We start from the raw sequence: 25,615 nt of genomic DNA, 5'->3' as shown, positions 1-25,615 counted from the left end.
CATCCGTTAAAATGTTTTATGCAAGTCTTGCAGGCAATTCACGTCGCCGGCATCGAGTTCACCCAAGGCATAACAAGCCGCACGCGCACCCGCCATTGTCGTGTAATAGGTTACTTTGCGCTGCAAGGCTTCGCGACGCATCGTAAACGAATCGGCCACAGCTTTAACACCCTCGGTGGTATTGACGATTAACTGCACCTCGCCGTTTTTAATCATGTCCACGGTATTGGGCCGGCCTTCGTTGACCTTAAAGATTTCCTTGCAAGCAATGCCGGCTTCTTTCAATACCTTTGCCGTACCGCGCGTCGCAACAATCTCGTAATTTTTGTCGATCAGCATTTTGGCCAGTTCCGGCAGCTTAGGTTTGTCGGCATCACGAATACTGATCAAAACTTTGCCGCTGTGACTTAAGTCCACGCCGGACGCCCGTTGCGATTTGGCAAACGCTTCGCCGAACGTCTTACCCACGCCCATTACCTCGCCAGTCGATTTCATCTCCGGCCCCAATAAAGGATCGACGCCAGGGAACTTAATGAACGGGAACACTGCTTCTTTCACCGAGAAATACTCGGGAATACGCTCTTCGGTGATGCCCTGTTCTTTCAAGGATTTACCGACCATTACCCGCGCGGCGATTTTCGCCAGCGGATAACCGGTAGCTTTGGACACAAACGGCGCGGTACGCGAGGCCCGCGGATTGACTTCCAGCACGTAAATGGTTTCGCCTTGAATCGCAAACTGGGTATTCATCAAACCCCGCACACCGAGGGCTTCGGCCATTTTCGCGACTTGGGCGCGCAGTTGATCTTGCATATGCGCCGGCAAATCGTAAGGCGGCAACGAACACGCGGAGTCGCCGGAATGCACACCGGCTTGCTCGATGTGCTCCATCAAACCGCCGATCAGCACCGTCTCGCCATCGTAAATCGCATCGACGTCCATTTCGACCGCATCGTCCAGGAATCTATCCAGCAATACTGGCGAATCGTTGGAGACACTGACCGCTTCTTTCATGTAGCGGCGCAAGCCTTCTTCGTTAAACACGATCTCCATCGCCCGCCCCCCCAACACATAGGATGGACGCACGACCAACGGATAACCCAGCTCGCGAGCCGAATTAACGGCTTGCTCGACCGAACGCGCGGTGGCATTGGGCGGCTGCAACAGATTCAGACGCTCCAGCAATTTCTGAAAACGCTCACGGTCTTCAGCCAAGTCTATCGAATCCGGCGAAGTACCGATAATCGGCGCACCAGCAGCTTCCAAGGCCCGAGCCAATTTCAGCGGAGTTTGGCCGCCGTACTGGACGATGACGCCCTTGGGCTTTTCCAGTTCGATAATTTCCAGCACGTCTTCCAGCGTCAAAGGCTCGAAGTACAAACGGTCGGACGTATCGAAGTCGGTAGAAACGGTTTCCGGGTTACAGTTGACCATGATGGTTTCGTAACCATCTTCGCGCAGCGCCAACGCGGCATGCACGCAGCAATAATCAAACTCGATACCTTGGCCGATCCGGTTTGGGCCGCCGCCAAGGATGATGATTTTTTCCTTGTCGGACGGATTAGCCTCGCATTCCTGTTCGTAAGTCGAATACAGATAAGCGGTATCGGAAGCAAACTCCGCCGCGCAAGAATCGATGCGCTTGTAAACCGGACGCACGCCTTTTTTGTGACGGACGCTGCGCACTTCGGATTCCTTGGTTTCCAGCAGTTTGGCCAGACGTCTGTCGGAAAAACCTTTGCGTTTCAGCCGCAATAATTCGCCCGGTTCCAGAGTTGCCAGGGTTTTGGTGGACAAGGTTTTTTCCGTATTAATTAGGTCCTCGACCTGCGCCAAGAACCACGGATCAATTTTCGAGGCCTGATGAATATCCTCAAAACTCAAACCGCTACGGAACGCATCCGCCAAATACCAAAGACGTTGCGGGCCGGGATAACGCAGTTCTTTCAGAATGGTGTCTTCGCTATTAGCGTCGTTCAAATCGGCAATTTCATCCAGACCATCGACACCCACTTCCAAGCCACGCAAGGCTTTTTGCAACGATTCCTGAAAAGTGCGGCCAATCGCCATCACCTCGCCGACCGACTTCATTTGCGTAGTCAGCCTGTCATTGGCTTGCGGAAATTTTTCGAAGGCAAAACGCGGCACTTTGGTGACCACATAGTCGATGGACGGCTCGAACGACGCCGGTGTCGCACCGCCGGTGATTTCATTGCGCAATTCATCCAAGGTATAGCCCACCGCCAGTTTGGCAGCGACTTTAGCAATCGGGAAACCTGTGGCTTTAGAAGCCAACGCCGATGAGCGCGACACCCTGGGGTTCATTTCGATGACGATCAAGCGGCCGGTGTCGGGATTGATGGCAAACTGCACATTCGAACCACCGGTATCGACACCAATTTCCCTTAATACCGCCAAGGAGGCATTACGCAGAATTTGATATTCCTTGTCGGTCAAGGTTTGCGCCGGGGCGACGGTGATCGAGTCGCCGGTGTGAACGCCCATCGGGTCGAAGTTTTCGATCGAACAAATAATGATGCAGTTATCTTTAGAATCCCGCACCACTTCCATTTCAAATTCTTTCCAGCCCAAAATCGATTCTTCGATCAACAATTCGCTGGTCGGCGACAGATACAGGCCACGCTCACAAATCTCGATGAACTCTTCGCGGTTATAGGCGATGCCGCCGCCGCTACCGCCCATCGTAAACGAGGGCCGAATCACGGTGGGATAACCCACTTCTTCCTGCGCGGCAAACGCTTCTTCCATGCTGTGTGCGACTTTGGCTCTGGACACTTCCAAACCAATGCGCGCCATCGCTTCGTTAAACAGCGCGCGATCCTCGGCCATGTTGATAGCTTCTTTGGTCGCGCCTATCATCTCCACGCCGTATTTTGCCAATACTCCGTGTTTGTCCAACGCCAACGCACAGTTCAGCGCCGTCTGGCCGCCCATGGTTGGCAACACCGCATCGGGACGTTCTTTTTCGATGATTTTTTCGACGGTTTGCCAGTCGATAGGCTCAATGTAAATTGCATCGGCCATATCCGGGTCGGTCATGATCGTCGCCGGATTGGAGTTGACCAGAATCACCCGGTAACCCTCTTCCCGTAAGGCTTTACAAGCCTGGGTACCGGAATAGTCAAATTCGCAAGCCTGGCCGATGACAATCGGTCCGGCACCCAGTAATAAAATCGATTTTATGTCGGTTCTTTTTGGCATATCACTCTGTATAAAACTTAAGCGGAACGAGGCTGGTTCATCAAATCGATGAAATCGTCGAACAAAGACTCGACATCGTGCGGACCGGGGCTGGCTTCCGGATGCCCCTGAAAGCTAAAGGCCGGCACGTCGGTGCGGGCAATGCCCTGCAAACTACCATCGAACAGCGAGACGTAGGTGGCTTTCAGATTGGCGGGCAAAGAGTCGGCGCTGGCAGCAAAACCGTGGTTTTGGCTGCTGATCATCACCCGGCCGGTTGCCAGTTCTTGCACCGGATGGTTGGCGCCATGATGGCCGAATTTCATTTTCTCGGTTTTCGCGCCGCTGGCTAAAGCCAATAACTGATGACCCAGACAAATACCGAATACCGGCACTTTTTTGTCCAGGATGGTTTTGATCGCTTCGATGGCATAGGTGCAAGGCTCCGGATCGCCGGGGCCGTTGGATAAAAACACGCCGTCCGGATTCATTGCTAACACTTCGGCAGCCGGTGTTTTGGCCGGAACGACCGTGACCTCGCAACCGCGGTTGGCTAACAAACGCAGGATATTGCGTTTGATCCCGAAATCGTAAGCCACCACATGCTTGGTCAAATCAGGCGCCTGTTGATGGCCTTCGCCCAGCTTCCAGACGTTTTCGGACCAGACATAGGCTTGCGCGGTGGTCACTTCCTTCGCCAAATCCATGCCTTTCAGGCCCGGAAAGCCTTTGATGGCCTGTTTCGCAGCGTCTAAATCAACCGATTCGCCGGCGATGATGCAACCGCGTTGCGCGCCTTTGTCGCGCAGCAAGCGGGTTAATTTGCGGGTGTCGATGTCGGCAATTGCCACCACGTTGTGCTCGCACAGATATTCGGGCAGGGTTTTCGCTTTACGCCAGCTGCTGGCCAGCAAAGGCAAGTCGCGTATCACCAGACCGCTGGCAAACACTTTTGCGGATTCGTCGTCTTCAGGATTAGTACCGACATTGCCGATATGCGGATAAGTCAATGTGACGATTTGCCGTGCATATGACGGATCGCTGAGAATTTCCTGATAGCCGGTCAGTGCCGTGTTAAAAACCACTTCTCCCACGGAACAGCCGTCGGCACCTATCGAAATGCCGTGAAACACCGTCCCGTCTTCTAGTACCAGTAATGCAGGTTTGTTCAAGATTGGCCACCTTAGATGTAGAAAACGGGATAAATCTTGCGACTCATCCCGTTCCTGATAGATAAAAACTTAAGTGATTTTACGAAATTATGGCTGTTTGGTCATTAACAATTTTCTAACTTGGTGCGTCACCGAAATTCGGCTGTTTCACAAAGACACTGTATTTATTGCCAATTCCGCCTTATCCGGAGTGCTCGGCTGCCAGCAGCCACTGCACCGGGCTGTGTAAGGACAACAGATTCAGTCAATGTTCGAATTTGCCGATTTCGGCTTGCAGTTTTTCTTGCTGCGCATCCGTTAACAACATAAACACGTCATGATCAAGCTTGGATTTTTCCAGGGCCATCTGCTGATGCATCGCTGCAGATTTCTCACGCAAAGCTTTGGCCTTTTCCTCATTGTAATCGGCGGAAAAGCTCAAAGCGTGCAATTCGGCTCGCAGCGAATGCTCGTCTTTAAATCCGGCCTTCCCGTCGCCGAACCGGCTTTTCATTAAATTCTTAATATCCGCTTCCTGCTTTTCACTGAGATCAAGATTTTTTAAAAATCTCGGCAAATGTTGTTCGCCGTCCGTTTCGCCAAACCTATGCATCGGCGGTTTGCCGCCACCGTGGCGCTCGCCATGCAGCGGCTCAGCTATTGCAGTCAGGGGTAACAAGCCAAGTACTAACACTAATTTTTTCATAACACTCTCCGCAAAAACGATGATAAACCCAAGGACAAAATCTGTCCGATTTCGTCGTAGCCAGTATTTCAAATCGGAAGTTAAGTGCTGTTAGTGCCGTGTAAAATCAGGTAAACCCCGCTGGTTGTCGGCAGAAGCCGGGGCTATGATGATGAACACACAGCCAACGAGCGAGAACCATGCACAAAGTGTTAATTATCGATGACGACGTAGAACTGGCCGGATTATTCCAGGAGTATCTGGCGCAGGAAGGTTTTGCGGTGGACGTCAGTCATACCGGCGCATCCGGACTGCAACTTGCCCTATCCGGCGAATATCAACTGGTCATTTTGGACATCATGCTGCCGGATATTAAAGGCACCGAGATATTGGCGCGCATCCGCCTGGCAAGCCGGGTGCCGATACTGATGTTTACCGCCAAGGGCGACGACGTGGACCGCATCATTGGCTTGGAATCCGGCGCCGACGATTATGTCCCCAAGCCCTGCACGCCCAGAGAACTGGTCGCCAGAATTCGGGCGATTTTGCGCCGAACCCAGCCTGCCGCCAGTCTCTCGTCGGGACCGATTATGGCCGGCCCGTTGACACTGTGGCCGGAAAAACGCAAAGCCGCCTGGTTCGAACAAGACCTGGACCTAACCAGCACCGAGTTCAATTTGCTGGAAACCTTAGCCAGTCAAGTGGGCCGAGTCGTCAGCAAAAACGAACTCTCCGAAAAAGCTCTGGGCCGGCCGTTGGCGCGTTTCGATAGAAGCATTGATGTGCATATGAGCAGTATCCGCCAGAAATTAGGCAACCAGCCGGACGGCCGCTCCTACATTCAGACCGTGCGCGGCCAAGGTTACCAGATGATCAAAGAATAAGATGGGCAGATTGTTTTGGAAGTTTTTCTTTGCGTTTTGGCTGGCCCTATTAACCGCAGGCATTGGCGTGGGTACCGCAGTCTGGCTCAGACACTCCTCGCAGCAAAACCTGTTGGCCAAGCCAGCCGATGTCGTCGATGTCAGACGCGCATCACTGGTCAAGCTGGCCGCCAGCACCTTGCCGCATGGCGGCGTCAAGGGTTTGCATGATTTTATTCAGACCTTGCAAAACACCCGCTTTCCACCGATATACGCGGTAGACGATACGGACCGGGAATTATTGGGCAGACCCTTAGCGACAGAGGTATTACAACAGGCCAGAGCCTTACATCGAAAAAACGCCTACCCGGATGCCATCCAAATGATTGCAGCCGACGACGGCCATCGTTATCTGCTTTTCGTGCCTCTGCCAGAGCACGGTTTTGGCGGCCCGTTCCGGCCGTCATTTCCGGGCGATCCCGGACTGCCTGCATTTGGCCTCGACGGCCCTATGCTGGGAGACCGGCCACCCCCGCCCAGCGGTAACCCTGATGAGCACGGCCCTCGCCCGCACCGCGAACCGCCCGCGCCGATTTTACCGATAGTCTCCGGCTGTTTGGCCAGCCTGCTGTTCAGCGGATTATTGGCCTGGTATTTCGCTAAACCCATTCGCAGCCTGCGCGATGCTTTTAACGCTGTGGCTCAAGGCCGGCTGAATACCCGCATCGGCCATGCAATGGGTAGACGGAGCGACGAATTGGCGGACCTGGGTCGCGACTTTGACCATATGGCGCAACAGATCTGCTCACTAATTAATGCTCAGCAACATCTGCTGCACGATGTGTCTCACGAACTGCGCTCGCCATTGGCTCGCATTCAGGCCGCTATCGGCCTGGCCCAACAACAACCGGAAAAATTGCCGGCCACACTGGAACGCATCGAACGGGAATCGCAACGCATCAGCGATTTGGTCGGCGAACTATTGATGCTATCCAAGCTGGAAGCGGGCGTTGCGCAAGGAAAACTGGATGCCATCAATCTCGACGACCTGCTGGCCGACATTGTCGCCGACGTGCGTTTCGAGGCTGAACCGAAGCGTATCGAACTGAGGTATCTCGGCGATGTTGACGTGGAGGTTGAATGCCAAAGCGAACTATTGCATCGCGCTATCGAAAACGTGCTGCGTAATGCCGTGCAACACAGTAAAGCCGACGGTACGGTATGCATTGCCGCCAATTTTGATAGCGCTAATCGTCACTTAAGAATTCGGGTGGACGATGACGGCCCTGGGGTCGCGGATCAGGATTTGACGGCCATTTTTCAGCCGTTTTTCCGCAGTGGTCGAGCGCAAAAACCACACAGCACCGGCCTGGGACTGACCATCGCCCATCGAGCTGTCGAGGCGCATGGCGGCAGCATCAGCGCCAGCAACCGACCGGAAGGTGGTTTAAGTGTTCTGATTGAAATCCCGTTTCCAATACGGCACGCAAACGAGAGGTAAGTATGTTTAAACTCAAAAAGTGGCTGTCAGCCACGCTGATAGCTTTACTGTCGGCATGGGCCCTAAGCGCGAGCGCCGACCCGTTTCACCATCACGGCGGCCGGCATTTTGGCGGACATTTCCGTCCGGGTTTTGGCTTCTACTTTGGTGCGCCACTGTATCCCAGACCCTTTTACCCGGCTTATCCCTACTACCCGGCGTATCCGTATTACCCGCGAGAGATTATCACTGTACCGGTGCAACCCCCGGTCTATATCGAGCGCGAGCGCAGCCAGCCCCAGAACACTCCCTTAGCAGAAGGCTATTGGTATTACTGTAACGATCCGGCCGGCTACTATCCTTATGTTAAGGTGATGACATGGACTCCTCCTCACCCCTAGCGGTGTCACAATGCACCCGAAAATTTAAACGGGACAAAGAGGAGTCCGAAATGAATCGTAACGTAGTGGGTTTGGATATAGCAAAACAAGTGTTTCATCTGTTCATGATGCTCGAGGGCAAAGCGATCAAGCGGAAACTAAAGCGCTCGGAACTCCTGGAATTCATAGCTCAACTACCACCAAGCCTGATCGCGCTGGAAGCCTGCGGTGGTTCGCACCACTGGGCACGGTCGTTCCAAGCACTGGGTCATGAGGTCGTGCTATTGAACGCCCGTTACGTGAAAGCCTTCGTGGTGGGCAACAAAAACGATTTCAACGATGCCGAGGCGATCTTTACGGCGGCGCGGCAACCGAACAAACGTACGGTGGCCATTAAAAACATGGAACAACAAGACCTGGCCATGGTGCATGGCATTCGCCAAGGCAAAGTCGAGGAGCGTACGGCCTTGATCAATCAGATTCGCGGGCATTTGGCCGAGCGCGGGCTGGTGTTGCCGAAAAGTGCCCATCAGGTCAGAAAACAGTTGCCGTTGATGTTGGAAGATGCCGAGAAGCAACTGTCGACGCTCAGCCGCGCGCTGTTTGCCGAACAGTATCAAGCCCTGGTGGCGATTGATGAGGCCATCAAAACTATGGATCGGCAGATCGAAGCGCTGTGCCGGCAAAATGCCTTGAGCAAACGTCTGATTGCCATTCCGGGCATAGGCCCGCTCACCGCCACTTTGGCCGCCGCCGATGTGGGGGATGGCAAAGGTTATACGTCCAGTCGTGATTACGCCGCCAGTTTGGGCGTGGTGCCCAGACAGCATAGTAGCGGCGACCGCCAAGTCTTGCTCGGCATCAGCAAACGGGGTAATCGGCGCTTGCGCACCTTGTTGATCCACGGCGCCCGGGCGGTATTGAAATACTGCGGCGACAAGAGCGACCCGTTGAGCCGCTGGCTACAAGCCTTAATCGAACGGCGAGGCTTCAACAAGGCCGCCGTGGCCTTAGCTAACAAGAATGCCCGGATTATCTGGGCACTGGCCACTGGCTCTGGCGAATATGCGGCCCAAGTGGCTTGATTGAGTGATGTCCGAGTTGCCCACCCTTTGCCCAACGCCTCCACACGAGAGAAGGGTTCCGGCGTCGGGCAAAGCGTGGACAACTCTCAATCCGGTGATGCAAACGCTATAAACGAGTTCAACAGATTGCGGAGGCAAGTCACTCAAAAGTGATGACATTCAACAGGTCAGACCGGTGCTTTTAAATCCCGTTTAGCGCATAGGTTCTTTAGAAACCGTTAAGGTGTTAGTGGAAAAAGCGCGCGGATAGATTCATCAGGGTCCGAAGGTCAATCAAGCACCTTCATCAAGAGACCGAATATATGGCTGCAATCTCGATCTCTGTTGGAAACATTATTTTTGGGAATCTTGGCTGGCAATTGGGGAGGAGTCCATATAAGTGTGCGAATGGCTGGCAACAAGTCGAGCCGGCGCCGCAAAATTAGCAGGAGACCGCAAACATGAATACTAAAAACCCAATAGCAGGAATCTTCGCGGCACTAGTCTTGAGCGGCTGTGCCCATATGCCTTCAGGCCCCAGTGTGATGGCGCTACCCGGCACCGGCCTATCGTTCGAGCAATTCCGCCAGGACGATTATCAATGTCAGCAATACGCGACCGGACAAGTGGGGGGAACGCCGAATCAGGCCAGCGCCGATAGCCAAATTGGCAGTGCCGCGGTCGGCACGGCAGTGGGAGCGGCCGCTGGTGCCGCAATTGGTGGAGGCGGCGGAGCAGCGATCGGCGCCGGCACGGGTTTAGTGGCAGGGACTATCGTCGGCAGCGGCGAATCAAGACGCTCCGGCCATGCCACGCAACAAGGTTACGACAATGCCTATGTGCAATGTATGTATGCCAAGGGCCACCGGGTCCCGGTATCCGGACAGTTTTCTTACCAATCGCCGGCGCCCAAAACCTCACAACCCAGCATTCCGCCACCTCCGCCCGGCTTGCCACCGCCACCACCTTACCAATAACCATCAGAAAGGGCTTGCGTAACTAGAAAGTCATCCGCAAGCCCGCTTCCAGGATATGGTCAGAAATATTGGTTTGGCCCAAGCGGGTTTCGTAACGCACGAACCCAGAGCCGCCATTGGGCAAAGTAGCGCTGAGCGAACCACCGAGGTTGACATAATCGCGGTCGGGCTCGCCGGTTTGAATCGTAAAATTACCCTGCCCCGGTTCGGCCTGAGCCAAGCGCATGTGAATCAGCCGGTTGTCGTTAAGGTATTGATGCTCCCATTCCACGCGCACGGCCGGCGTGAATACCCCCCATGACGTGCTGAGCGCATAACTGATTTGGGTACCGAGATTGCTGACGAAAGAATGATTGATTTGATCGCCAGTGATAATGTCGAAACCGTTGCCGCTGTGCTCTTGGTATTGGGCGATGTTCATGCCCAGATACTCTAATCGCAGATAAGGGCCGATGGCCCACTCGTCCCAATTGAAGTCTTTGCCGCTGCTTAATGCAAAACCGTATTGATTGCCGGTGGTTGTCGATGTGGATTGGCCGGCGAATCCGGTAAAGGCATACTGGCGGTTAAAGGCATAGTCATTACCGCCGTAATTTCCCACCCAATCCAGATAAATATCCTCAGGCAGATAGTAACTGCCGTATAGCGCGCCCAGATAAGTATCGCTACTCATATTACCGGCCGAATCGGCATATTGGGTGGAAGAATGCGTATAGTTAAACGCCGCGCCAACCACCAGCTTATCGTTAAGCCGATAATCCGCGCCGCCCGTCACGGTGCGGGCTTGCGAGTCAAATCCCCGATCCCATGCATCACCGCGCAGATTGGCAAAATTAAACCGGGTTTGTAAAAACACACCCAGCGGCGAATCGCGGAACAGCTCGTCATCGCCCGCTGCGCCGACCAGCCCCTGAGAGCCCAAGGGATTAGCGGATAATTGGATCCCGTTAAAATTCACCGACAAAGGCGCACCGCCGCCGCCGCCAGCGCGCAAGCTCGCCAATCGGGTCAGCGGACCATCCATGCGCGTCGCGCCCAATTTCACCGGCCCGGCCATCTGACTCGGCACCTGATCCGGCGTTAATGCCGCAACGGCGGTGGTTTGCTGTTCCGGACTGAGCGCTTGCAGTTGCAGACACCGGGTAGCCAAAATGCCGCTTGGGGTAGCGCAAGCCTCATTCAAGGCGGGCGCAAAGGTCTGCTGATTGAAGGTTAATTCCGGCGAGGTGCTGGTCTCTGTCGTAAAAGGTTGCAAACTCCACGGCGCCAATTGGCCTCGACCGCCACCGAAACTGCGTATCGTCCCCAATAAGTACTGGTTTTCCGGCAGACTGGGATCGATGTAGATGTTGTAGTCGCTGCTGATGCTGCTTAATTGGTTCGCGCCATCCGCCAATACCAGTCGACTGGCATACAATGCGGCGCCCGGCGTACTATTACCATCGACCAAGCGCAAACCGTTGCCGCTCGCCACCGTCACCGAACCCCAGGCAAAATTATTGACCGCACCGGCAGTAGTCTGGCCCTGATCGCTACCCACCAAGCTCATCGCATGCTGCGTCGCGCTCGGGCCACTGAAAATCAGATCGGCATTCGCGGTATTCCACAGGGTATTTTGCGTGCTGGCATTATTAAAGTCGCCGGTTACGGTGAAAACATCGCCGGCACCGCCCACCAAATAACCGCTGGCACCTATGGAAAGATTGTTGAATTGATTGATCGACGGGTCGCTCTCATAGCGGCCGTTATTCGTGAAATTGCCGGTAAACGCTACCGAGGTATTTACCGTTCTGAAAACGCCGTCGTTACTAACGTTGCCATCAAACTGATGAGTGTTGTTACCGGAAATATCGACGCGACCTTGCCCGCTGTTATAGAAATCGCCGGCCCCGGTAATCAGTCCGGTCTGTGCCAGATTGAATTGGCCGGTGTTGCTGATGGTCCCGGAATTGTTTAAGACCCCGTGATTGGTGAAAGTACCTTGATTAGTCAGCGTCCCGGCGTTGCCGAAACTTCCCTGATTGACCAGTGCGCCGGTGTTTGTCAGCGTATTGCCCGTTACATTGTCGATGCTGCCGCTATTGATCATCTGCCCGGCATTCTCAATTACACCTTGGTTGTTGATGGTGCCGAAATTGGAGAAAACCCCTGAGCTATGACTGAGCGAGGCATTGTTATTGGTTAATGTGCCGTAATTGCTGAAATCGCCGCCGGTGTTGTAATAGTAACCGGGCAGAGTGCTAAAACTATCACTGGATGTAATGGGACTCAGCGCTAAGGGAGTAACACGGACTTGAAACGGCGCGAAACCGGAAATGCCATTCTGGTCTTTTCCAAACCCACCAGCAGTATTCGGTTGGTATACATAATCCAGCGTTGCGCCAAGACCGATAAAGTAAGTCCCAGGCGTTTTAGGGGCGGTGAGTTGGTCAGAAAACGATCCGCTCAGGCTACCAAAACCGGGACCGATTCCGCCGGAGTAGAACCCGACCGAGCCTGCCTGTGCCGGAGCAATCCAAGCGGTATAAAGCTGGATAATACAGCCTGGGCAATAACTGGTGTCGCCTTCCTGGATGCTGTAACTACCCGCCAAATTTACGGTGGCCCCCGAACCTACCGTTGCCGAATTACCGGCAAAACTGCCGCTGCCTACGCCGGTAAAGGACGGTTGAGTAATCGTGATATTACGCCCAATCACCGACCAGGACACATCGGATGACAACGCATCGGCTAGCGCAGACCCGGAGGCGCAAGCCAACAAACCAATGCGTATCGGACCATTTAATTTCATCACACTGTTAATTTGTTATGCGCTTGGATTGCGGGATTTGGAGAACTCTGCGCATAAGGTTAGCCGAATCATTTAACAAAACAACCGCATCGTTAGGGACTCTCAACGATGCGGAATATCAAATAATCTACAAGGACCCCAAATAAGCCGCCACCGCCTTGATGTCGTCTTCGCTCAGCGATTGTGCCAGAGCATTCATTTGCGGGGCTTTGCGCGCGCCTTTTTTGAAATCGGTTAGTTGCTTGGCCAAATATTGCGGATGCTGTCCGGCCAGTTTCGGCACCATACCCATGCCTTGCGCATTGTTGCCGTGACAACCCAAACACATAGCGGCTTTGTCTTTACCCAGCTTAACCAAATTGGCGTCGCTGCTACCGGCCGATTTGCCGTGCAAGCTGGCGTAATAGGCAGAAATATTTTGAATATCAGTGTTGCTCAAGCCTGAAGCCAACGGTTTCATTACCGGGTTTTCGCGCTGACCGTTGCGGAATTTATTCAGCTGACTCTCGATGTACACGGCACTCTGTCCCGCCAGACTGGGCCATAACGGGCTGCTGCTGACACCGGCCACACCGTGGCAACCTTGGCACGCAGCGGCTTTGGCTTTGCCCGCTTCGATATCCGCCGCGTTGACGCCGGACACAAACAGCCCCAGCATGACGATATATTTCATTTTATGATATTTATTATTCATCCAGATCACCCTTGGTTGGCTTGTTGTACAATCCTGACCACATAATGCGCTATCAGGCTTAAGCATCATAGTCAGGCGACATTGACTAAGCAAACCTAAAATCCCTTCAACCCACTCGAACCAAAGGAATAGGCCATGTCGTGGTTGCTATCGCTTTTTAATCAAGATTCCGTGCCGCACACCTTACTAATTCTTAGCCTCGTAGTGGCCAGCGGCCTGGTGTTGGGCAGAGTATCGCTAGCCGGCATTCAATTGGGTATCGCCGGCGTCTTGTTTTCCGGATTGCTGTTCGGACATTTCCAACTGAGCATCAATCCGGAAGTGATGCATTTTTTGCGCGAATTCGGCTTGGTACTGTTCGTTTACGCGATTGGTTTGCAAGTCGGCCCCAGCTTCGTCAGCTCGTTTTTTCGTTACGGCCTGCGCCTAAACGGCATGGCCGCAGCGATTGTGCTATTGGGCGCATTAATTACGGTATTAATCAGCATTGTCGGCGAGATTCCGATGCCCGTGGCAGTGGGCCTGTTTTCCGGCGCCACCACCAATACCCCATCGCTGGCCGCCGCCCAGCAAGTACTGGGCAGCATTGCCGGCATCGACAGCGAAACCTTGAAGATGCCGGGCCTGGGTTATGCCGTGGCCTACCCTTTCGGTATCGCCGGCATCATCCTCGCCATGCTGTTGAACAAACGCCTGTTCAAGGTGGATATTGCCGAGGAAGCCAAAAACTTTGCCGATAAACAGCAGCAAGATGCCCATGTGCCCATCTGGAAGGATCTGCGAGTGGAAAACCCGAATCTGAATGGTTTGACGCTGAGCCAAATTCCATTTTTCGAGGGTATGAACGTCGTCATGACCAGGATTCTGCACAATGGCGCAGTTGACGTCGCCGGCCAGGAAAGCCGCCTGGCGATTGGCGACACCATCCGACTGGTGGGCGAACGCGAACCTTTGGAACAACTGAAAATTCTGATCGGCCCGGAGTCGGATATCGATCTGAAACAAATTGCCACCAATTTGCAAAGCCGGCGGCTGGTCGTTACCAACAAATCCGCGCTCAATCAGACCGTCGGCAATCTGTGCATGCTTTACGGCGTCACCATTTCCCGGATCCATCGTCCCGATGTGGAGTTTTCGCCCACCAGCAATGTGCATGTCCACTTCGGCGATGAATTGAATGTCGTCGGTAGCCAGGAAGCATTAAACAGTATCGAAAAAGCCTTGGGCAACTCACTAGAGGAACTCGCACACCCGCAAATCATGCCGATCTTTATCGGTATTTCGCTGGGCGTGTTATTGGGCAGCGTGCCTATGTACTTGCCCGGCATTCCGTCGGCGGTCAAACTGGGCATGGCCGGCGGGCCTTTGTTGGTGGCCATTATGCTCAGCCGGGTAGGCAACTGGGGCACGATGACCTGGCATTTACCTAAAAGCTCTAACATCATTTTGAAGGACATTGGCATTGTATTGTTCCTGGCCTGCGTCGGCTTGCACTCCGGCGATCAATTTGTCGAGACGCTGGTGAAAGGCGACGGTTTTTACTGGATGGCCTGCGCAGCATTGATCACCTTATTGCCCCTGCTGATAATAGCGGCCGTGGGCCGGATAGTTTATAAACTCAACTTCCTGACGCTTTGCGGCTTGCTGGCCGGCAGCATGACCGATCCGCCCGCGTTGGCATTTGCCAACAATCTCAGCCCGGCGGCGGCTGTGTCTATGGCCTATGCGACCGTGTATCCCATGGTCATGATTTTACGCATCATCGCCGCGCAGTTGATTATATTGTTGGTGCATTAAATCCGATTCATTTACCGAATTGTCTGGTTCGGCGGCTAAAATCTCCGAGCTAGCTGAGACGGATACTGCGATGACATCGACCTTAATCATCAACTACCGGAATCTGGCTCCCCGCGATGGCGAATTATATCTGCTGCCAGCGTTCTACCCACCCACCATTGCAGACAGTTATTTACACAGCCTGCTGCAAAACCTAGCCTGGCAAACCGAAAAAATCCAACTTTTCGGGCACTGGGTGTCGGTACCGCGCTTGATGGCCTGGTACGGCGACCCAGGCGCCGACTACCGCTATTCCGGCGTCGATCACCAACCCTTGCCCTGGACCAGCGAGCTACAATCCATACGAAGCGATGTCGAAACCGTTTGCCAGCAGTCTTTCAATAGCGTTTTGGCGAATCTGTATCGCGACGGCAAGGACTCGATGGGCTGCCATGCCGATAATGAAAAAGAGCTGGGAGCGAATCCTCTGATTGCTTCATTAAGTTTCGGCGAGACGCGCTTGCTGCGCTTCCGACACGCGCGCAGCCGCACCACGCTGGATATTGAGCTGCGTCACGGCGACTTGTTGATCATGGCCGGCGCGTTGCAACACCACTGGCGCCACGAACTACCCAAAACTCGCCGAGCCAAGCAAGCCCGGATCAATCTGACTTTTCGGCGGATTGTGTCAACGCCCACTTCGCCCGCGCTATCCGCAGCGCGTTAATCTTATCGACCAACAACTGTCGGAAAGCCTGTTCCGCCGGTAGCTTGCTGATTACCCGGGTGTTATCACCATCCAGTTTCACCAGAAAATCTTCGTTGTCGCTAAACACGCTAACCATATCCCGATTGTCCCCGCGCCGATGAATAATGTATTTGGGCGGGGTTTTCGCGACGCCGAACAATATTCCGTTCCAATCCGAAGAACATTGCTTGCCGATGACCAAGCCCTGCAAACTATTAAAAACATCAATCTGTTGATATTGATTGTTTTCCACGCTTGCCGGCTGATAGCCATCGGCAATTATTAAGGGCACTTTTGCCGACGCTTTATACTGGCCATATAACTCGACTTCGGCTTTTTTTAAGGGCGTCATCGAATGATGGTCGCCGACAATAATCAAGATACCATTCTTGAAAAAGCCGTTATTTTGTAGTTCTCGATAAAACCGGCCTATTTGCTTATCGGTATAGGTAATGGCTGCCGATTCGGATTTTTCCTTAGTCTCTGGATTAATATAGGGATGATGACTACTAACCGTTTTGATAAACAATAAAAAATTATTTTTTTTATTGTTCTCTATCCTGTCCAAGGCTCTTACATATAATGCCTCGTCCGGCGCTGCCTCAAAATGAAAACGTTCCCATTTATCGTACTCCGGCTGGTCGTGGCCTTCGACATAATCAAACCCCACGCTTTTTGCCCAGACTCCGGTATTACCAAACTCCAAATCCGCGGTCGTTAAAAATTCGGTTTTATAACCGTGCTTTTTTAGGATATTGGGCAGGGAATCTTTTATATTATAAAAACTATAAAATGACGTACCGCCGTCGTCGGTATAACTGGAGGGCGGATAGAGCGGCTGCAAGCCCGTCAGCAGTGCGACTTCGCCATCTTCAGTGATAAAACCGTTGGCGTAAAAATTCTTGAACGCTTGATGTTGGCCAGCAATCTCATCCAGATTGGGCGTCCAATCGTGGATGCCGGAGAAAAACCGGCTTTGATAAGCGGAAAGCGACTCCACCATCAAAATAATAATATTCTTAGGTTGAGCCGGCTGAGTTTGGCAGTTTATAGGCTCTTGAAAACTAAAATTATCGACATAAGCGACGCTATACGGCGCAGCCTCAGACAATATGGTTAAATTATAATCAATGACATTTTTATAAATCCAGGCATGGGCGTATTTTTCATTATCGGCAAACGCGGCGGCCAACGGTAAACCGAGAACTAAGCAGATGGGCCACTTTTTGATATAAGGATTTATGGACTTAAACCTTACCCACGAAAAATATAACGGTATAGCCAAGATTAATACGCCAAGTACAATCACGCCAAAATCGCTTAAACCGTAAATTTGCTGAATATATTTACTTGAATAATCCGCATATTTTATGGCGTCACCCAAAGCTAAATGGGTATTGAAATTAACGATAATGGCATAATCGATAATATATACCGCAAACAACAACAAAGCCGCCAAACGTAATAATGCTGCCAGCCCACGCATAATAGTCGGCAGAAACGATAAATACAGCAATATAAAAATACCGCCATAAATCAGCGCATCGTTACATAAAACCTGAGTAAATCCCAGCAAACGGGTGCCGGTATAGTGATAAATAAAATTATCGACATACCACCCTTTCAGCAGCAAGGGCGCAACCAAAATAAGCCATAAAACCGTTTTGCCCATGCCGAGGAAGCAGTTGAAAGTTGCGGGCGATTATTCGCGCGCCAACTTCAGAAAATGAAAAATATCAACTTCAATCACGCCAAAGGCGACGATCCACAGCAGTGCATCGTAAGCATCCAGCCACTCTGACTGCATCAGCCAAGCCACGACCGTAGCGATTAAACCCGTAAACACAGCGAGAGTGATCAACCAAAACAGCTGCCGATGCCGTTCCACGAAAGAACGCCAGCGCACTTCCAATTCGAGTAGCACAATCAACGCAAACCAGAGCAGGGAATTGACCACGTCCAGCCATTCGTTATCGCGGACGTAACTGCCAAACACCAGCGCAATCACCACAATCAAAACATTCCGGACCGCGTGCAAGGTACGCTCGTTAAATGGCGCGGCCTTGACGGTTTCCAGTTCGAACATCACCAACAAGATCACCCAAACCAGCGCATCGACCGCCGTGGTCAGTGTATCGACCGCTGCGTATATACCGATATTCAACGTCAACAAGGCCAGTATCGCCAGTTTGAATTTGGGGTAGGTAAGAAAAAACTCGGCGTTGGGCATAACGGTAAGATTAATTGAGTCGGACGGCAAACGCCAAACTACTCATAGCGAAGGCTTGACGGAAAAGACATGAACCATGACGACACCTAGCTGGCGCCGTCACGGTCAACAGGGATTATTTAACGAAACAGGCTTTTTCCGCCTCAGCATCCGCGTCTTTCAATTTGGTACGCAAATCTTTGGATTGTTTAGGATCGCGAAACGCCGCGCCGGCTTCGCCTGGGGTTTTTTGCATCTGGGTAAAGGTTTTAGCCGATTCGTATTCCTCGAAGCTGAGTTTTTCGGCGATTTTGTCGATTTTGCAACCGCAAGCGTATTGGCTGATATAGGTTAGGCCGCCATGCTTGGCCACGCATTCCAGCACGTATTCTACCCGGTCGCGGGTGGGATAATCATTGACCAATGCCGCAGGCTCACCTGCAGCGGCTTCCGATTTTGAATTTTCCTGAGTAGTGGCGCAGCCGCTTAGCAGCGTTAAAACAGCGAGAGTAGCGAAGAATGATTTTGTCATGGTGCTCGTTTTTTTCGTTATAGGGATATTAATTATTGCTCGGCGGCGAAATCGACAATCTGTTGCAACTGCGGGTTCATTTCCTTGGCGAATTTATTCAAGGCTGGGTTGTCAGTATCTTCCGGTAACAGATGCGTTCTAACGATGGTTTTACCGTCAAATTGATAGGTCACCACGTTGCAGGGCATGTAGCCTATCGCATGCGGGGTGATGTCCAAGACAACCTTGGCCAGCGTTAGGTTACAAAACTGTACCGTATCGTATTCCGGAAAATTCGTGGCCCCTCTGTCGCGGATTACCTTCCCTACTCGACTATGGCCGGTGATGCGAAAGTTGTGTTCGGCAATCGCCACTTCCAACTCGGCTAATACTTCGTCGTAGGGTTTCGTCGTTTCAACTTGGTAATAGGTCACTTCTTCGCGGTGCAGAGATTGCGCGGCACAACTTGCAATCAACGGCAGGCTTGCGAGAATGACGGCTACTTTAAACATCCGGGAAGCTTACCATCATGAGCGGGCAAAACAAAGTGAGCGGCGTAGTGCTGGCCGGCGGCATGGCTAGGCGCATGCAGGAGCAGGACAAGGGCTTGTTGATATGCCATAACCGGCCCTTGGTGAGTTATGCACTGGCCGCCATGACACCGTTGGTCGACGAATTATTCATCAGCGCTAACCGCCATCAAGACCAATACAGGCAATTCAATTATCCGGTCATCAGCGATGCCGAACCCAGCTTTGACGGGCCGCTGGCCGGCATATTGGCGGCGATGCATAGCGCTCAGCATCAGATATTACTGGTAGCGCCGTGCGATTCGCCGTTGGTTGCGAGTATGCATTTGCAACGCTTGCTCGACGCTTTAATAAGCCAGGATGCGGACATCGCCGTGGCGTTTGACGGCGAACGCCTGCATCCGGTTTTTGCTGCACTGAAAACCTACTTGCAAACGGATTTACAAAATTACCTGCGTAGCGGTGAGCGCAAGTTGCAGACTTGGTTTCGCAGACATTCAGTGGTCGAGGTGGATTTCAGCGACACGCCGCACCTCTTCGTCAACATTAATACACCGGCGGAATTGTCGGCAGTCGAGCAATCGCTCGCAGACAACTTGTCTTGAACACCACTTGAGGGGCGCTCAGTGCACCGCCTTTTCGCTACTGACAATCAACAAGGCTTCGCCTGAACGATTACCCAGCACCGTCGCATGCATGCGTACCGGAATGATTTTCTGATCCTTGGTGATGCGTTTGGTCTTGATACTTTTCACGCCGCCACCAAGGATCAATTCCTGCACCAGTTGTTGCGTAATGACCCTTTCATCGTCAGAGACGATCTCGGCAAACGTCATACTGGCGGCATCCAAGCTATCCCAGCCATATAAGATTTCGGCACCTTTGTTCCAAGCGCTAATCTTACCCGACACTTCAAACAGAATGATTGCTTCATCGGTGTCCATGACTATCGTGGCCAGTTTTTGTAAACAATTTAAACATTCCTGTTTTTCGACCTGATGCTGGTGAACGTAATCGCGCTCGGTTAACGCGATTAATTCCCTGGCCGAGTTCTCGGCATGGAACATACAGGCCGACGCCGAAACATGCACCACTTTTCCGGATTTGGTCAGCCGCCTGGCCTGAAAAGACGGCAAGGTGTTACCCACTTTCAGGCTGTTCAGACCTTGCTTGGCAAAATGTTTTTCCTCGTCTGGAATCAGATTATAAAAATTCATCCCCAGCGCATCATGCGCCGACCAGCCATAGAGTTTCTCGGCAGCATGATTCCACGTCACGATGGTACCGTCCGGTTCGAGCAAGGTAATCGCATCATTGGAAAACTGCACAAACTTGGCCAACCTCAGCGTTTCTTGCTCCTCACGCTTATGCAATTCCAATTGCGCACTTTTCAGCTGATTGATGTCTACAAAAGTCAAAATAACGCCGGCATTGACTTTGGCTGAAACCACGTAGGGAATCACCCGCAGTAGATACCAGGTACCGTTTTCAAGTTGAATTTCCTGATCGAAACAGTTGTGTTGATCGTTGACACCTTTAACGACAGCGATGACATCCAAATCTTTAATTGTATGCGTCAAGTGATAAAACGGTCGACCGAGATCGGTTTCCAAAATATGGAATATCGACTGTAGTTTCGGGGTAAAACGCCGAATATCCAGATTCTCGTCTAAAAACAGTGTAGCGATATTGGTGCTGTTGAATAAGTTGTCCAAATCGTTATTCAGTAAGGTCAACTCGACTATCTTGCCCTGGTGTTCGGCATTGACGGTGTAAAGCTCTTCGTTGACCGATTGCAACTCCTCATTCGTACTCTGCAATTCCTCATTACTTGCCAACAATTCTTCGTTGGTGGCTTGCAGTTCTTCGTTGGAGGTTTCCAATTCTTCCACGGTGGCTTGCAGGTTTTCGCGGGTAAACTGTAATTCTTGCTCCAGATCGATAATACGCTGTTTGGCGTCTAAATTGACATCGTAGATCAGGGTTTCCGTCTCGCTGAAACAAGAAGGATCCACCTTCTCCGTGATCATCACCGCCACCAAGATTTCTTGGCCCTTCTTGCCCGGCAGAGGTTTAAATTGCAGTCTAAACGTCCGTAAACTGTCCTGCTCTCTGACCCGAATATTGGACAACACAATTTCGTTATTCGCTTTTAAGGCTTTTTGAATACCCGTGGAAATAGGTATGGATAAATCTTTTTTAACAATTTTACTGACATTACTCACCAGTTTGCCGCTGGGATAACTCAAATAATCCTTAGAGTCGCCGAAAATATGAGATATTTCCATATTCTCATTGATTATCATCGTAAACGGCAAGACATCATTAGATATTGCCCTGATGAATCGATCCAGTACTCTTTCTTCCTGACCGCTAAACGCATTCGACGAGCGCACAGCAGTTGGATACGGCGAGTAAGTCATCAAAGCACTGGGAGAGGCGGTAAAACCCAAGGATTTATATTTGCCTTTGGAACGATATAGTTTTGATTTGGCGCTTGCCACATCGAAATACTCACCCATATCGCCTATCGTTTCACTGGTACCCAACACCAACAAACCTTCCTTTACCAGAGAAAAGTTGAATAACTCCAATATTTTCTTCTGTAAAACAGGTTGTAAGTAAATCAACACGTTTCGACAGCTGAGTATGTGAATATTGGTAAACGGCGGATCTTTAATCAGGTTATGCTGAGCAAACACCACCATTTCCCGAATTTTTTGACTGACCTGAAAATAATCTTCCCGACGAATAAAATATTTTGACAGGAGCTTGGGCGGAATATCAGCAATAATACTTTCCGGATATTTACCATTACTGGCCTTTTCAATGGCTGTTAGATCAACATCGGTCGCAAAAATCTTCACGCGAAAATAATGCCCGGAATATTCCCTATATTCCGATAACAACATCGCCAAGGAATAAGCCTCCTCACCGGTGGAACATGCGGTCACCCAAACTCGCAACTCATCTTCTTGCAATAACTTGACGACTTTTTTTAACCAATGCTCACGAATATCGTCAAATACGTGCTCGTCGCGAAAAAAACTGGTAACCCCTATCAACAACTCCTGAAATAACACCAAAACTTCGTGAGGATTTGTCTGTAATAAGTTTAAATATTCTGATATGTCTTTTAAATGATTGATGGATATGCGCCGTTCAATGCGTCTAACTACCGTATTGGGTTTATAAAAGGTAAAATCGATTTTGCACTTTTCCCTAAGGATTGAAAAAATCCGCGTGATGTCGCTGTCGTCAGACGAGACGATATTTTTTTCCTGTAAGGTGGCATAAGGATGTTTAACAAATGCCAATAACTGATCGGGCATCTTTTCAGGGGGCAAACTAAAATCCGCCAGCCCCGTAGCAAAAGCATTTTTGGGCATACCGTCGAATTTGGCGGAGTTTTCATCCTGCACCATGACCATGCCGCCGAATTCCTTGATTGAGCGGATACCCCGCGTGCCATCACTGCCGGTACCGGACAAAATAATCCCTACAGCTAGTTCTCTAGCATCCTCGCTCAAGGAACGCAAAAATATATCGATTGGCAGATTAATGCCTTTGCTAGGGTCTTGCTCGGCCAGCAACAGCTGATTGTGAAACACCGTGACGTTTTTCCGAGGCGGAATCAAGTAGACGGTGTTGCGCTCGATTTTCATACCGTCCTCGATGCGCTTTACCGGCATGGCGGTATGTTTGGACAACAGTTCAGCCATCAAACTTTTATACTGCGGTGACAAGTGCTGAATCACTACAAACGACAAACCGCTATTGGCGGGCATATTTTTAAAAAATGCCTCAATCGCTTCCAAGCCTCCAGCCGAAGCGCCGATCCCGACAATATACTGCGGTGGCACTTTTACAGTGTTTTCATTATCCATATAACCATGTTATTTAATATCACTCATTTAAATTAATAAAGCCTCTGGACAACTTTACTGGTCACGCTGCGACAAAACACTCAAGCCTTATTTGCGTCTGTTATCACGTCGCTAATATTGGTGATAGTCACGACTAATTTACGCGCTTTCAAATCAAACGATTCGCCTGCCGTATCACTCCCGTCATCCGCATTACCTTTAATTAAAGCAGGAAAAGCCAAATTCTTATCGCCTTGCAATCGCAACTGTAAACTTTTATTGGTTGGCGCTTTGAAAAAAGCGTCAAAACGGTGAATAAATGTATTCTTATCTTCTTCGAAGATTAGCTTGGAAAAATGCGTTTTCTGCAATTTACTAGCTTTATAACCCAACATATCTGCAAACGTATGATTTGCTTGCTCTATGAAACCTTGATAATCCAGGGTTATAATACCCACCGGAACGCAATGGTAAGTAAAATTTAACTTATTATTTAGGCGAGACAACTCAAATTGCGCTTTTTGCAGTTCTTCATTCTGCATTTGCAACTCAATTTGGTAAACTTGTAAATCATAAAATAAACGTTGGATTTCTTCCGGCGTAATACTACTGATTTCTTGCGGCGTAAAATCTATAATTTTCTCCGCCATTTCTTTTAATTTAGCAGCATGAGAATCTAATGTCATAACAGTATTTCCTTATTAACCTATAATTATTTTTTGAAAAACTTAGCGGAAAAACTCTAGTTCCCACTATTTCTACTCCCTATCGATTCGTCCACTTTTACCCTCTTCGGATTTTACCGATACCCTACCAGCAACTTATTGACTTAAAACGGCCTGATTCAGCACCCAGGCGCCTAGCGCACGCAGATTGTAATACAGAACATATACTAGAGCTTTTACCACGTGGTGTTTGCCGGCCTCAATATCCCTGATTTTTGCCTGAAAATTTATTTCAAGCAGTGAATTTTTGTTTCCCGAACAAACGGGTATCCAATTCAATAAACCGCCTTCATTTCGGATCAAACACAAGCAAGCGCCACCTAGTTTTCCGCAAATTATCAGCACTGGCAAACACTACAAATTAGTGTACTTAAGCTCCGGCTAACCAAAGGTTGTGTTATTTACGCCGCATTATGCTAACGTAAAATTTTTTTTGCTTGGAACCACGATGAAACGATCCACTCTCGCCATCATTCTGACATTCTGTTCGTCGGGTGTTTTTGTCCCATCAGCCTTTGCAATCACTACGCCGGCAGAGCAGGATAAATTGCGCATTCATACCAGCATGCCCCGGAGAACCAGCGATTCGCTGTTTTCGTACACGGCGGAATGGCGTATCGACGATGGGGAACTGTATCGCTCTACCGGCTTGAGCTTTCTCAATGCACGCAAATTTGATGATCCGACACAGGCTCACGCGGTCACAAAAAAACTGCTCACATCAATGAAAGACGGCATGATTCAGCTGGATCCAAATTGGCGCGGCATCACCATTACCCAGCCGCCGGAACAAGCAGAATTAATCATCGCCAACAAAACCGGCTATTCGTTGACGACGGTAACGGTTAGAGATTACAGCAACCAAGGCTTGCGTTTCGATCTAGCCGATAAAAACTTCAACGCCGACGGCGTGCAAGTGGCTTTTGATTTGGTGTTCAGCGCGGATGTGGAATATCTGGACGGCTTTTCCTCGAAAAAAGCCCTCACCGCCTCGCAAGGCGAAATCGAGATTAAGATAGACGACCAGAAACCGATTCATATCAAAACCGACGGCAAAACCACTCGCGAGCTCGAGCAAGAAATCGCCAAGCAGTTGAGCGTCTCTCAACTTGCTGAAACACCACTTTATCCTGGCATGGTCAGCAACGATACCCGCAACAACAAGCCATTCGATGGCAGCGAAGTGCAATTTTTAAATCTTGCCGCCAAGTCGATTGCCATTGACATTACCGACCCCGCCTTAGGCGTGCTCGCCAAGTTCAAATTCAAAGACGACAATCATTCGGTGAAGGTCGTGGAACCCCGCTTCATGCTTGGCGCGTTGGCCTTGACGGTACTTTTAGCCATTGTCTATTTTCGGCGCAAAAACCAGCAGAAATCGATATAACAGCTCTAATTGCCGGGTGGTCGCTAACACACAATCACCCGGCTTAAGGTTTAAATCAATGTCCGGAATGTTCAGGCTGCTTATCGGTGACGCTGGTTCGACGCAAAATATAGCGATCAGCAAGTTTGCCGGTGAACCGGTTGCCGCTAGTATCCAACTGAATCAACGCATCTTTTTCAACCAGATACTGTTGGGAAGTTGAGCCATTCTTTGGCGTCAAAACCAGAGTATTGGCTTTTTCACCAGGGGCAAACTTACCCTTTTCAGTAAACTCCCGTTCCGATTTTCCCAGAAATTGGGTCATCAGCAGATAACTGCCATTTTTGTTCAAGGCCAGCGTGGTTTTCACGCCGATGCAATCGGCACAGGGGGTTAAGCCAGTATAAATCCCCGGCCAGTCCATACTCTTGTGTTCGTGATGAGCGTCCTTATCGTCAGTCCCCGCCGTTTCGGCAAGCACTGGATTAAAAGCAGAAAAAGCAGCCATCGTCAGAAAAATGACCAGATTTTTTTTTAATTTTGATCTATCTGTTCGCATATTTGCTCCTGAGCAAACCGTCGCTAATAATAATTATTG

At 50.8% G+C, this 25,615-nt stretch carries 21 protein-coding genes; 9 read left to right on the top strand and 12 right to left on the bottom strand.

What is annotated here, in order from left to right:
* Positions 1-6: 6 nt before the first annotated feature.
* From carB to EBB_RS09425, 3 genes are all read right to left on the bottom strand, one after another.
* Positions 7-3,222: a carbamoyl-phosphate synthase large subunit gene (gene carB, locus EBB_RS09435; RefSeq protein WP_192393465.1), complete on the bottom strand. Its 3,216-nt coding sequence runs from the start codon at positions 3,220-3,222 to the stop codon at positions 7-9.
* A gap of 17 nt (positions 3,223-3,239) precedes the next feature.
* Entirely contained in the window at positions 3,240-4,373 is a 1,134-nt protein-coding gene (carA, locus tag EBB_RS09430; RefSeq protein WP_192393464.1) for a glutamine-hydrolyzing carbamoyl-phosphate synthase small subunit, read from the bottom strand.
* Between the two features lie 244 nt (positions 4,374-4,617).
* The gene (locus EBB_RS09425; protein WP_192393463.1) at positions 4,618-5,058 is read right to left on the bottom strand and encodes a Spy/CpxP family protein refolding chaperone; all 441 of its coding nucleotides are present in this window, start codon (positions 5,056-5,058) and stop codon (positions 4,618-4,620) included.
* A 179-nt stretch (positions 5,059-5,237) separates the two neighbouring features.
* Here EBB_RS09425 and EBB_RS09420 point away from each other — a divergent pair, with 179 nt between their 5' ends.
* The 5 genes from EBB_RS09420 (at position 5,238) to EBB_RS09400 (ending at position 9,801) form a co-directional block, all read left to right on the top strand.
* Positions 5,238-5,921 carry a response regulator transcription factor gene (locus EBB_RS09420; RefSeq protein ID WP_192393462.1) on the top strand — a complete coding sequence of 228 codons (684 nt, stop codon included), beginning with the start codon at positions 5,238-5,240 and terminating at the stop codon, positions 5,919-5,921.
* A 1-nt stretch (position 5,922) separates the two neighbouring features.
* Positions 5,923-7,401 carry a sensor histidine kinase gene (locus tag EBB_RS09415; protein ID WP_192393461.1) on the top strand — a complete coding sequence of 493 codons (1,479 nt, stop codon included), beginning with the start codon at positions 5,923-5,925 and terminating at the stop codon, positions 7,399-7,401.
* A 2-nt stretch (positions 7,402-7,403) separates the two neighbouring features.
* Positions 7,404-7,781, top strand: coding sequence for a hypothetical protein (locus tag EBB_RS09410; RefSeq protein WP_192393460.1), 378 nt, complete (start codon positions 7,404-7,406; stop codon positions 7,779-7,781).
* A gap of 50 nt (positions 7,782-7,831) precedes the next feature.
* Positions 7,832-8,845, top strand: a complete 1,014-nt coding sequence (locus EBB_RS09405; protein WP_192392543.1) for an IS110 family RNA-guided transposase — start codon at positions 7,832-7,834, stop codon at positions 8,843-8,845.
* A gap of 440 nt (positions 8,846-9,285) precedes the next feature.
* A complete protein-coding gene (locus EBB_RS09400; protein ID WP_192393459.1) occupies positions 9,286-9,801 on the top strand; it encodes a glycine zipper family protein in 516 nt (171 codons plus the stop codon).
* A 22-nt stretch (positions 9,802-9,823) separates the two neighbouring features.
* Here the strand turns inward: EBB_RS09400 and EBB_RS09395 are convergent, their stop codons facing one another.
* Complete coding sequence (locus EBB_RS09395; RefSeq protein ID WP_192393458.1) at positions 9,824-12,592, bottom strand: autotransporter family protein; 2,769 nt, start codon at positions 12,590-12,592, stop codon at positions 9,824-9,826.
* Positions 12,593-12,719: 127 nt separating this feature from the next.
* Positions 12,720-13,286 (bottom strand): c-type cytochrome, encoded by a 567-nt coding sequence (locus tag EBB_RS09390; protein WP_192393457.1) that lies wholly within the window; start codon positions 13,284-13,286, stop codon positions 12,720-12,722.
* 135 nt (positions 13,287-13,421) lie between these two features.
* On the opposite strand from EBB_RS09390, the gene EBB_RS09385 reads away from it, so the two are divergent.
* Positions 13,422-15,083, top strand: coding sequence for a putative transporter (locus EBB_RS09385; RefSeq protein ID WP_192393456.1), 1,662 nt, complete (start codon positions 13,422-13,424; stop codon positions 15,081-15,083).
* A gap of 70 nt (positions 15,084-15,153) precedes the next feature.
* Positions 15,154-15,789, top strand: a complete 636-nt coding sequence (locus EBB_RS09380) for an alpha-ketoglutarate-dependent dioxygenase AlkB family protein (protein ID WP_192393455.1) — start codon at positions 15,154-15,156, stop codon at positions 15,787-15,789.
* On the opposite strand, the gene EBB_RS09375 is transcribed toward EBB_RS09380, so the two are convergent.
* The 4 genes from EBB_RS09375 to EBB_RS09360 form a co-directional block, all read right to left on the bottom strand.
* The gene (locus EBB_RS09375; RefSeq protein ID WP_192393454.1) at positions 15,725-17,482 is read right to left on the bottom strand and encodes an LTA synthase family protein; all 1,758 of its coding nucleotides are present in this window, start codon (positions 17,480-17,482) and stop codon (positions 15,725-15,727) included. The two genes, EBB_RS09380 and EBB_RS09375, sit on opposite strands and share 65 nt — an antisense overlap.
* 30 nt (positions 17,483-17,512) lie before the next feature.
* On the bottom strand, positions 17,513-18,040 hold the full coding sequence (locus tag EBB_RS09370; protein ID WP_192393453.1) for a hypothetical protein: 528 nt from the start codon (positions 18,038-18,040) through the stop codon (positions 17,513-17,515).
* A 115-nt stretch (positions 18,041-18,155) separates the two neighbouring features.
* Positions 18,156-18,551, bottom strand: coding sequence for a hypothetical protein (locus EBB_RS09365; protein WP_192393452.1), 396 nt, complete (start codon positions 18,549-18,551; stop codon positions 18,156-18,158).
* Positions 18,552-18,583: 32 nt separating this feature from the next.
* Positions 18,584-19,042 (bottom strand): DUF302 domain-containing protein, encoded by a 459-nt coding sequence (locus EBB_RS09360; protein WP_192393451.1) that lies wholly within the window; start codon positions 19,040-19,042, stop codon positions 18,584-18,586.
* Positions 19,043-19,059: 17 nt separating this feature from the next.
* Here EBB_RS09360 and mobA point away from each other — a divergent pair, with 17 nt between their 5' ends.
* Positions 19,060-19,665 (top strand): molybdenum cofactor guanylyltransferase MobA, encoded by a 606-nt coding sequence (gene mobA, locus EBB_RS09355; protein ID WP_192393450.1) that lies wholly within the window; start codon positions 19,060-19,062, stop codon positions 19,663-19,665.
* Positions 19,666-19,683: 18 nt separating this feature from the next.
* Here the strand turns inward: mobA and EBB_RS09350 are convergent, their stop codons facing one another.
* Both EBB_RS09350 and EBB_RS09345 read right to left on the bottom strand, forming a co-directional pair.
* Positions 19,684-22,947, bottom strand: a complete 3,264-nt coding sequence (locus EBB_RS09350) for a chemotaxis protein CheB (RefSeq protein ID WP_192393449.1) — start codon at positions 22,945-22,947, stop codon at positions 19,684-19,686.
* A gap of 80 nt (positions 22,948-23,027) precedes the next feature.
* Positions 23,028-23,612 (bottom strand): PAS domain-containing protein, encoded by a 585-nt coding sequence (locus EBB_RS09345; protein ID WP_192393448.1) that lies wholly within the window; start codon positions 23,610-23,612, stop codon positions 23,028-23,030.
* A gap of 487 nt (positions 23,613-24,099) precedes the next feature.
* Between EBB_RS09345 and EBB_RS09340 the strand changes: the two genes are divergently transcribed.
* Positions 24,100-25,038 carry a hypothetical protein gene (locus tag EBB_RS09340; protein ID WP_192393447.1) on the top strand — a complete coding sequence of 313 codons (939 nt, stop codon included), beginning with the start codon at positions 24,100-24,102 and terminating at the stop codon, positions 25,036-25,038.
* A gap of 55 nt (positions 25,039-25,093) precedes the next feature.
* Here the strand turns inward: EBB_RS09340 and EBB_RS09335 are convergent, their stop codons facing one another.
* Positions 25,094-25,576: a copper resistance protein NlpE gene (locus EBB_RS09335; protein WP_192393446.1), complete on the bottom strand. Its 483-nt coding sequence runs from the start codon at positions 25,574-25,576 to the stop codon at positions 25,094-25,096.
* Positions 25,577-25,615 lie beyond the last annotated feature (39 nt).

The organism is Methylomonas fluvii, from assembly GCF_014850975.1.
GTDB lineage: Bacteria > Pseudomonadota > Gammaproteobacteria > Methylococcales > Methylomonadaceae > Methylomonas > Methylomonas fluvii.
This window is presented reverse-complemented; position numbering and strand designations above follow the sequence as displayed.

Bases quoted from the DNA above. Each gene is read 5' to 3' on its own strand.
- carB (WP_192393465.1), bottom strand. From the start codon at position 3,222: ATGCCAAAAAGAACCGACATAAAATCGATTTTATTACTGGGTGCCGGA.
- EBB_RS09425 (WP_192393463.1), bottom strand. From the start codon at position 5,058: ATGAAAAAATTAGTGTTAGTACTTGGCTTGTTACCCCTGACTGCAATA.
- EBB_RS09420 (WP_192393462.1), top strand. From the start codon at position 5,238: ATGCACAAAGTGTTAATTATCGATGACGACGTAGAACTGGCCGGATTA.
- EBB_RS09415 (WP_192393461.1), top strand. From the start codon at position 5,923: ATGGGCAGATTGTTTTGGAAGTTTTTCTTTGCGTTTTGGCTGGCCCTA.
- EBB_RS09410 (WP_192393460.1), top strand. From the start codon at position 7,404: ATGTTTAAACTCAAAAAGTGGCTGTCAGCCACGCTGATAGCTTTACTG.
- EBB_RS09405 (WP_192392543.1), top strand. From the start codon at position 7,832: ATGAATCGTAACGTAGTGGGTTTGGATATAGCAAAACAAGTGTTTCAT.
- EBB_RS09400 (WP_192393459.1), top strand. From the start codon at position 9,286: ATGAATACTAAAAACCCAATAGCAGGAATCTTCGCGGCACTAGTCTTG.
- EBB_RS09395 (WP_192393458.1), bottom strand. From the start codon at position 12,592: ATGAAATTAAATGGTCCGATACGCATTGGTTTGTTGGCTTGCGCCTCC.
- EBB_RS09390 (WP_192393457.1), bottom strand. From the start codon at position 13,286: ATGAATAATAAATATCATAAAATGAAATATATCGTCATGCTGGGGCTG.
- EBB_RS09385 (WP_192393456.1), top strand. From the start codon at position 13,422: ATGTCGTGGTTGCTATCGCTTTTTAATCAAGATTCCGTGCCGCACACC.
- EBB_RS09380 (WP_192393455.1), top strand. From the start codon at position 15,154: ATGACATCGACCTTAATCATCAACTACCGGAATCTGGCTCCCCGCGAT.
- EBB_RS09375 (WP_192393454.1), bottom strand. From the start codon at position 17,482: ATGGGCAAAACGGTTTTATGGCTTATTTTGGTTGCGCCCTTGCTGCTG.
- EBB_RS09370 (WP_192393453.1), bottom strand. From the start codon at position 18,040: ATGCCCAACGCCGAGTTTTTTCTTACCTACCCCAAATTCAAACTGGCG.
- EBB_RS09365 (WP_192393452.1), bottom strand. From the start codon at position 18,551: ATGACAAAATCATTCTTCGCTACTCTCGCTGTTTTAACGCTGCTAAGC.
- EBB_RS09360 (WP_192393451.1), bottom strand. From the start codon at position 19,042: ATGTTTAAAGTAGCCGTCATTCTCGCAAGCCTGCCGTTGATTGCAAGT.
- mobA (WP_192393450.1), top strand. From the start codon at position 19,060: ATGAGCGGGCAAAACAAAGTGAGCGGCGTAGTGCTGGCCGGCGGCATG.
- EBB_RS09350 (WP_192393449.1), bottom strand. From the start codon at position 22,947: ATGGATAATGAAAACACTGTAAAAGTGCCACCGCAGTATATTGTCGGG.
- EBB_RS09345 (WP_192393448.1), bottom strand. From the start codon at position 23,612: ATGACATTAGATTCTCATGCTGCTAAATTAAAAGAAATGGCGGAGAAA.
- EBB_RS09340 (WP_192393447.1), top strand. From the start codon at position 24,100: ATGAAACGATCCACTCTCGCCATCATTCTGACATTCTGTTCGTCGGGT.
- EBB_RS09335 (WP_192393446.1), bottom strand. From the start codon at position 25,576: ATGCGAACAGATAGATCAAAATTAAAAAAAAATCTGGTCATTTTTCTG.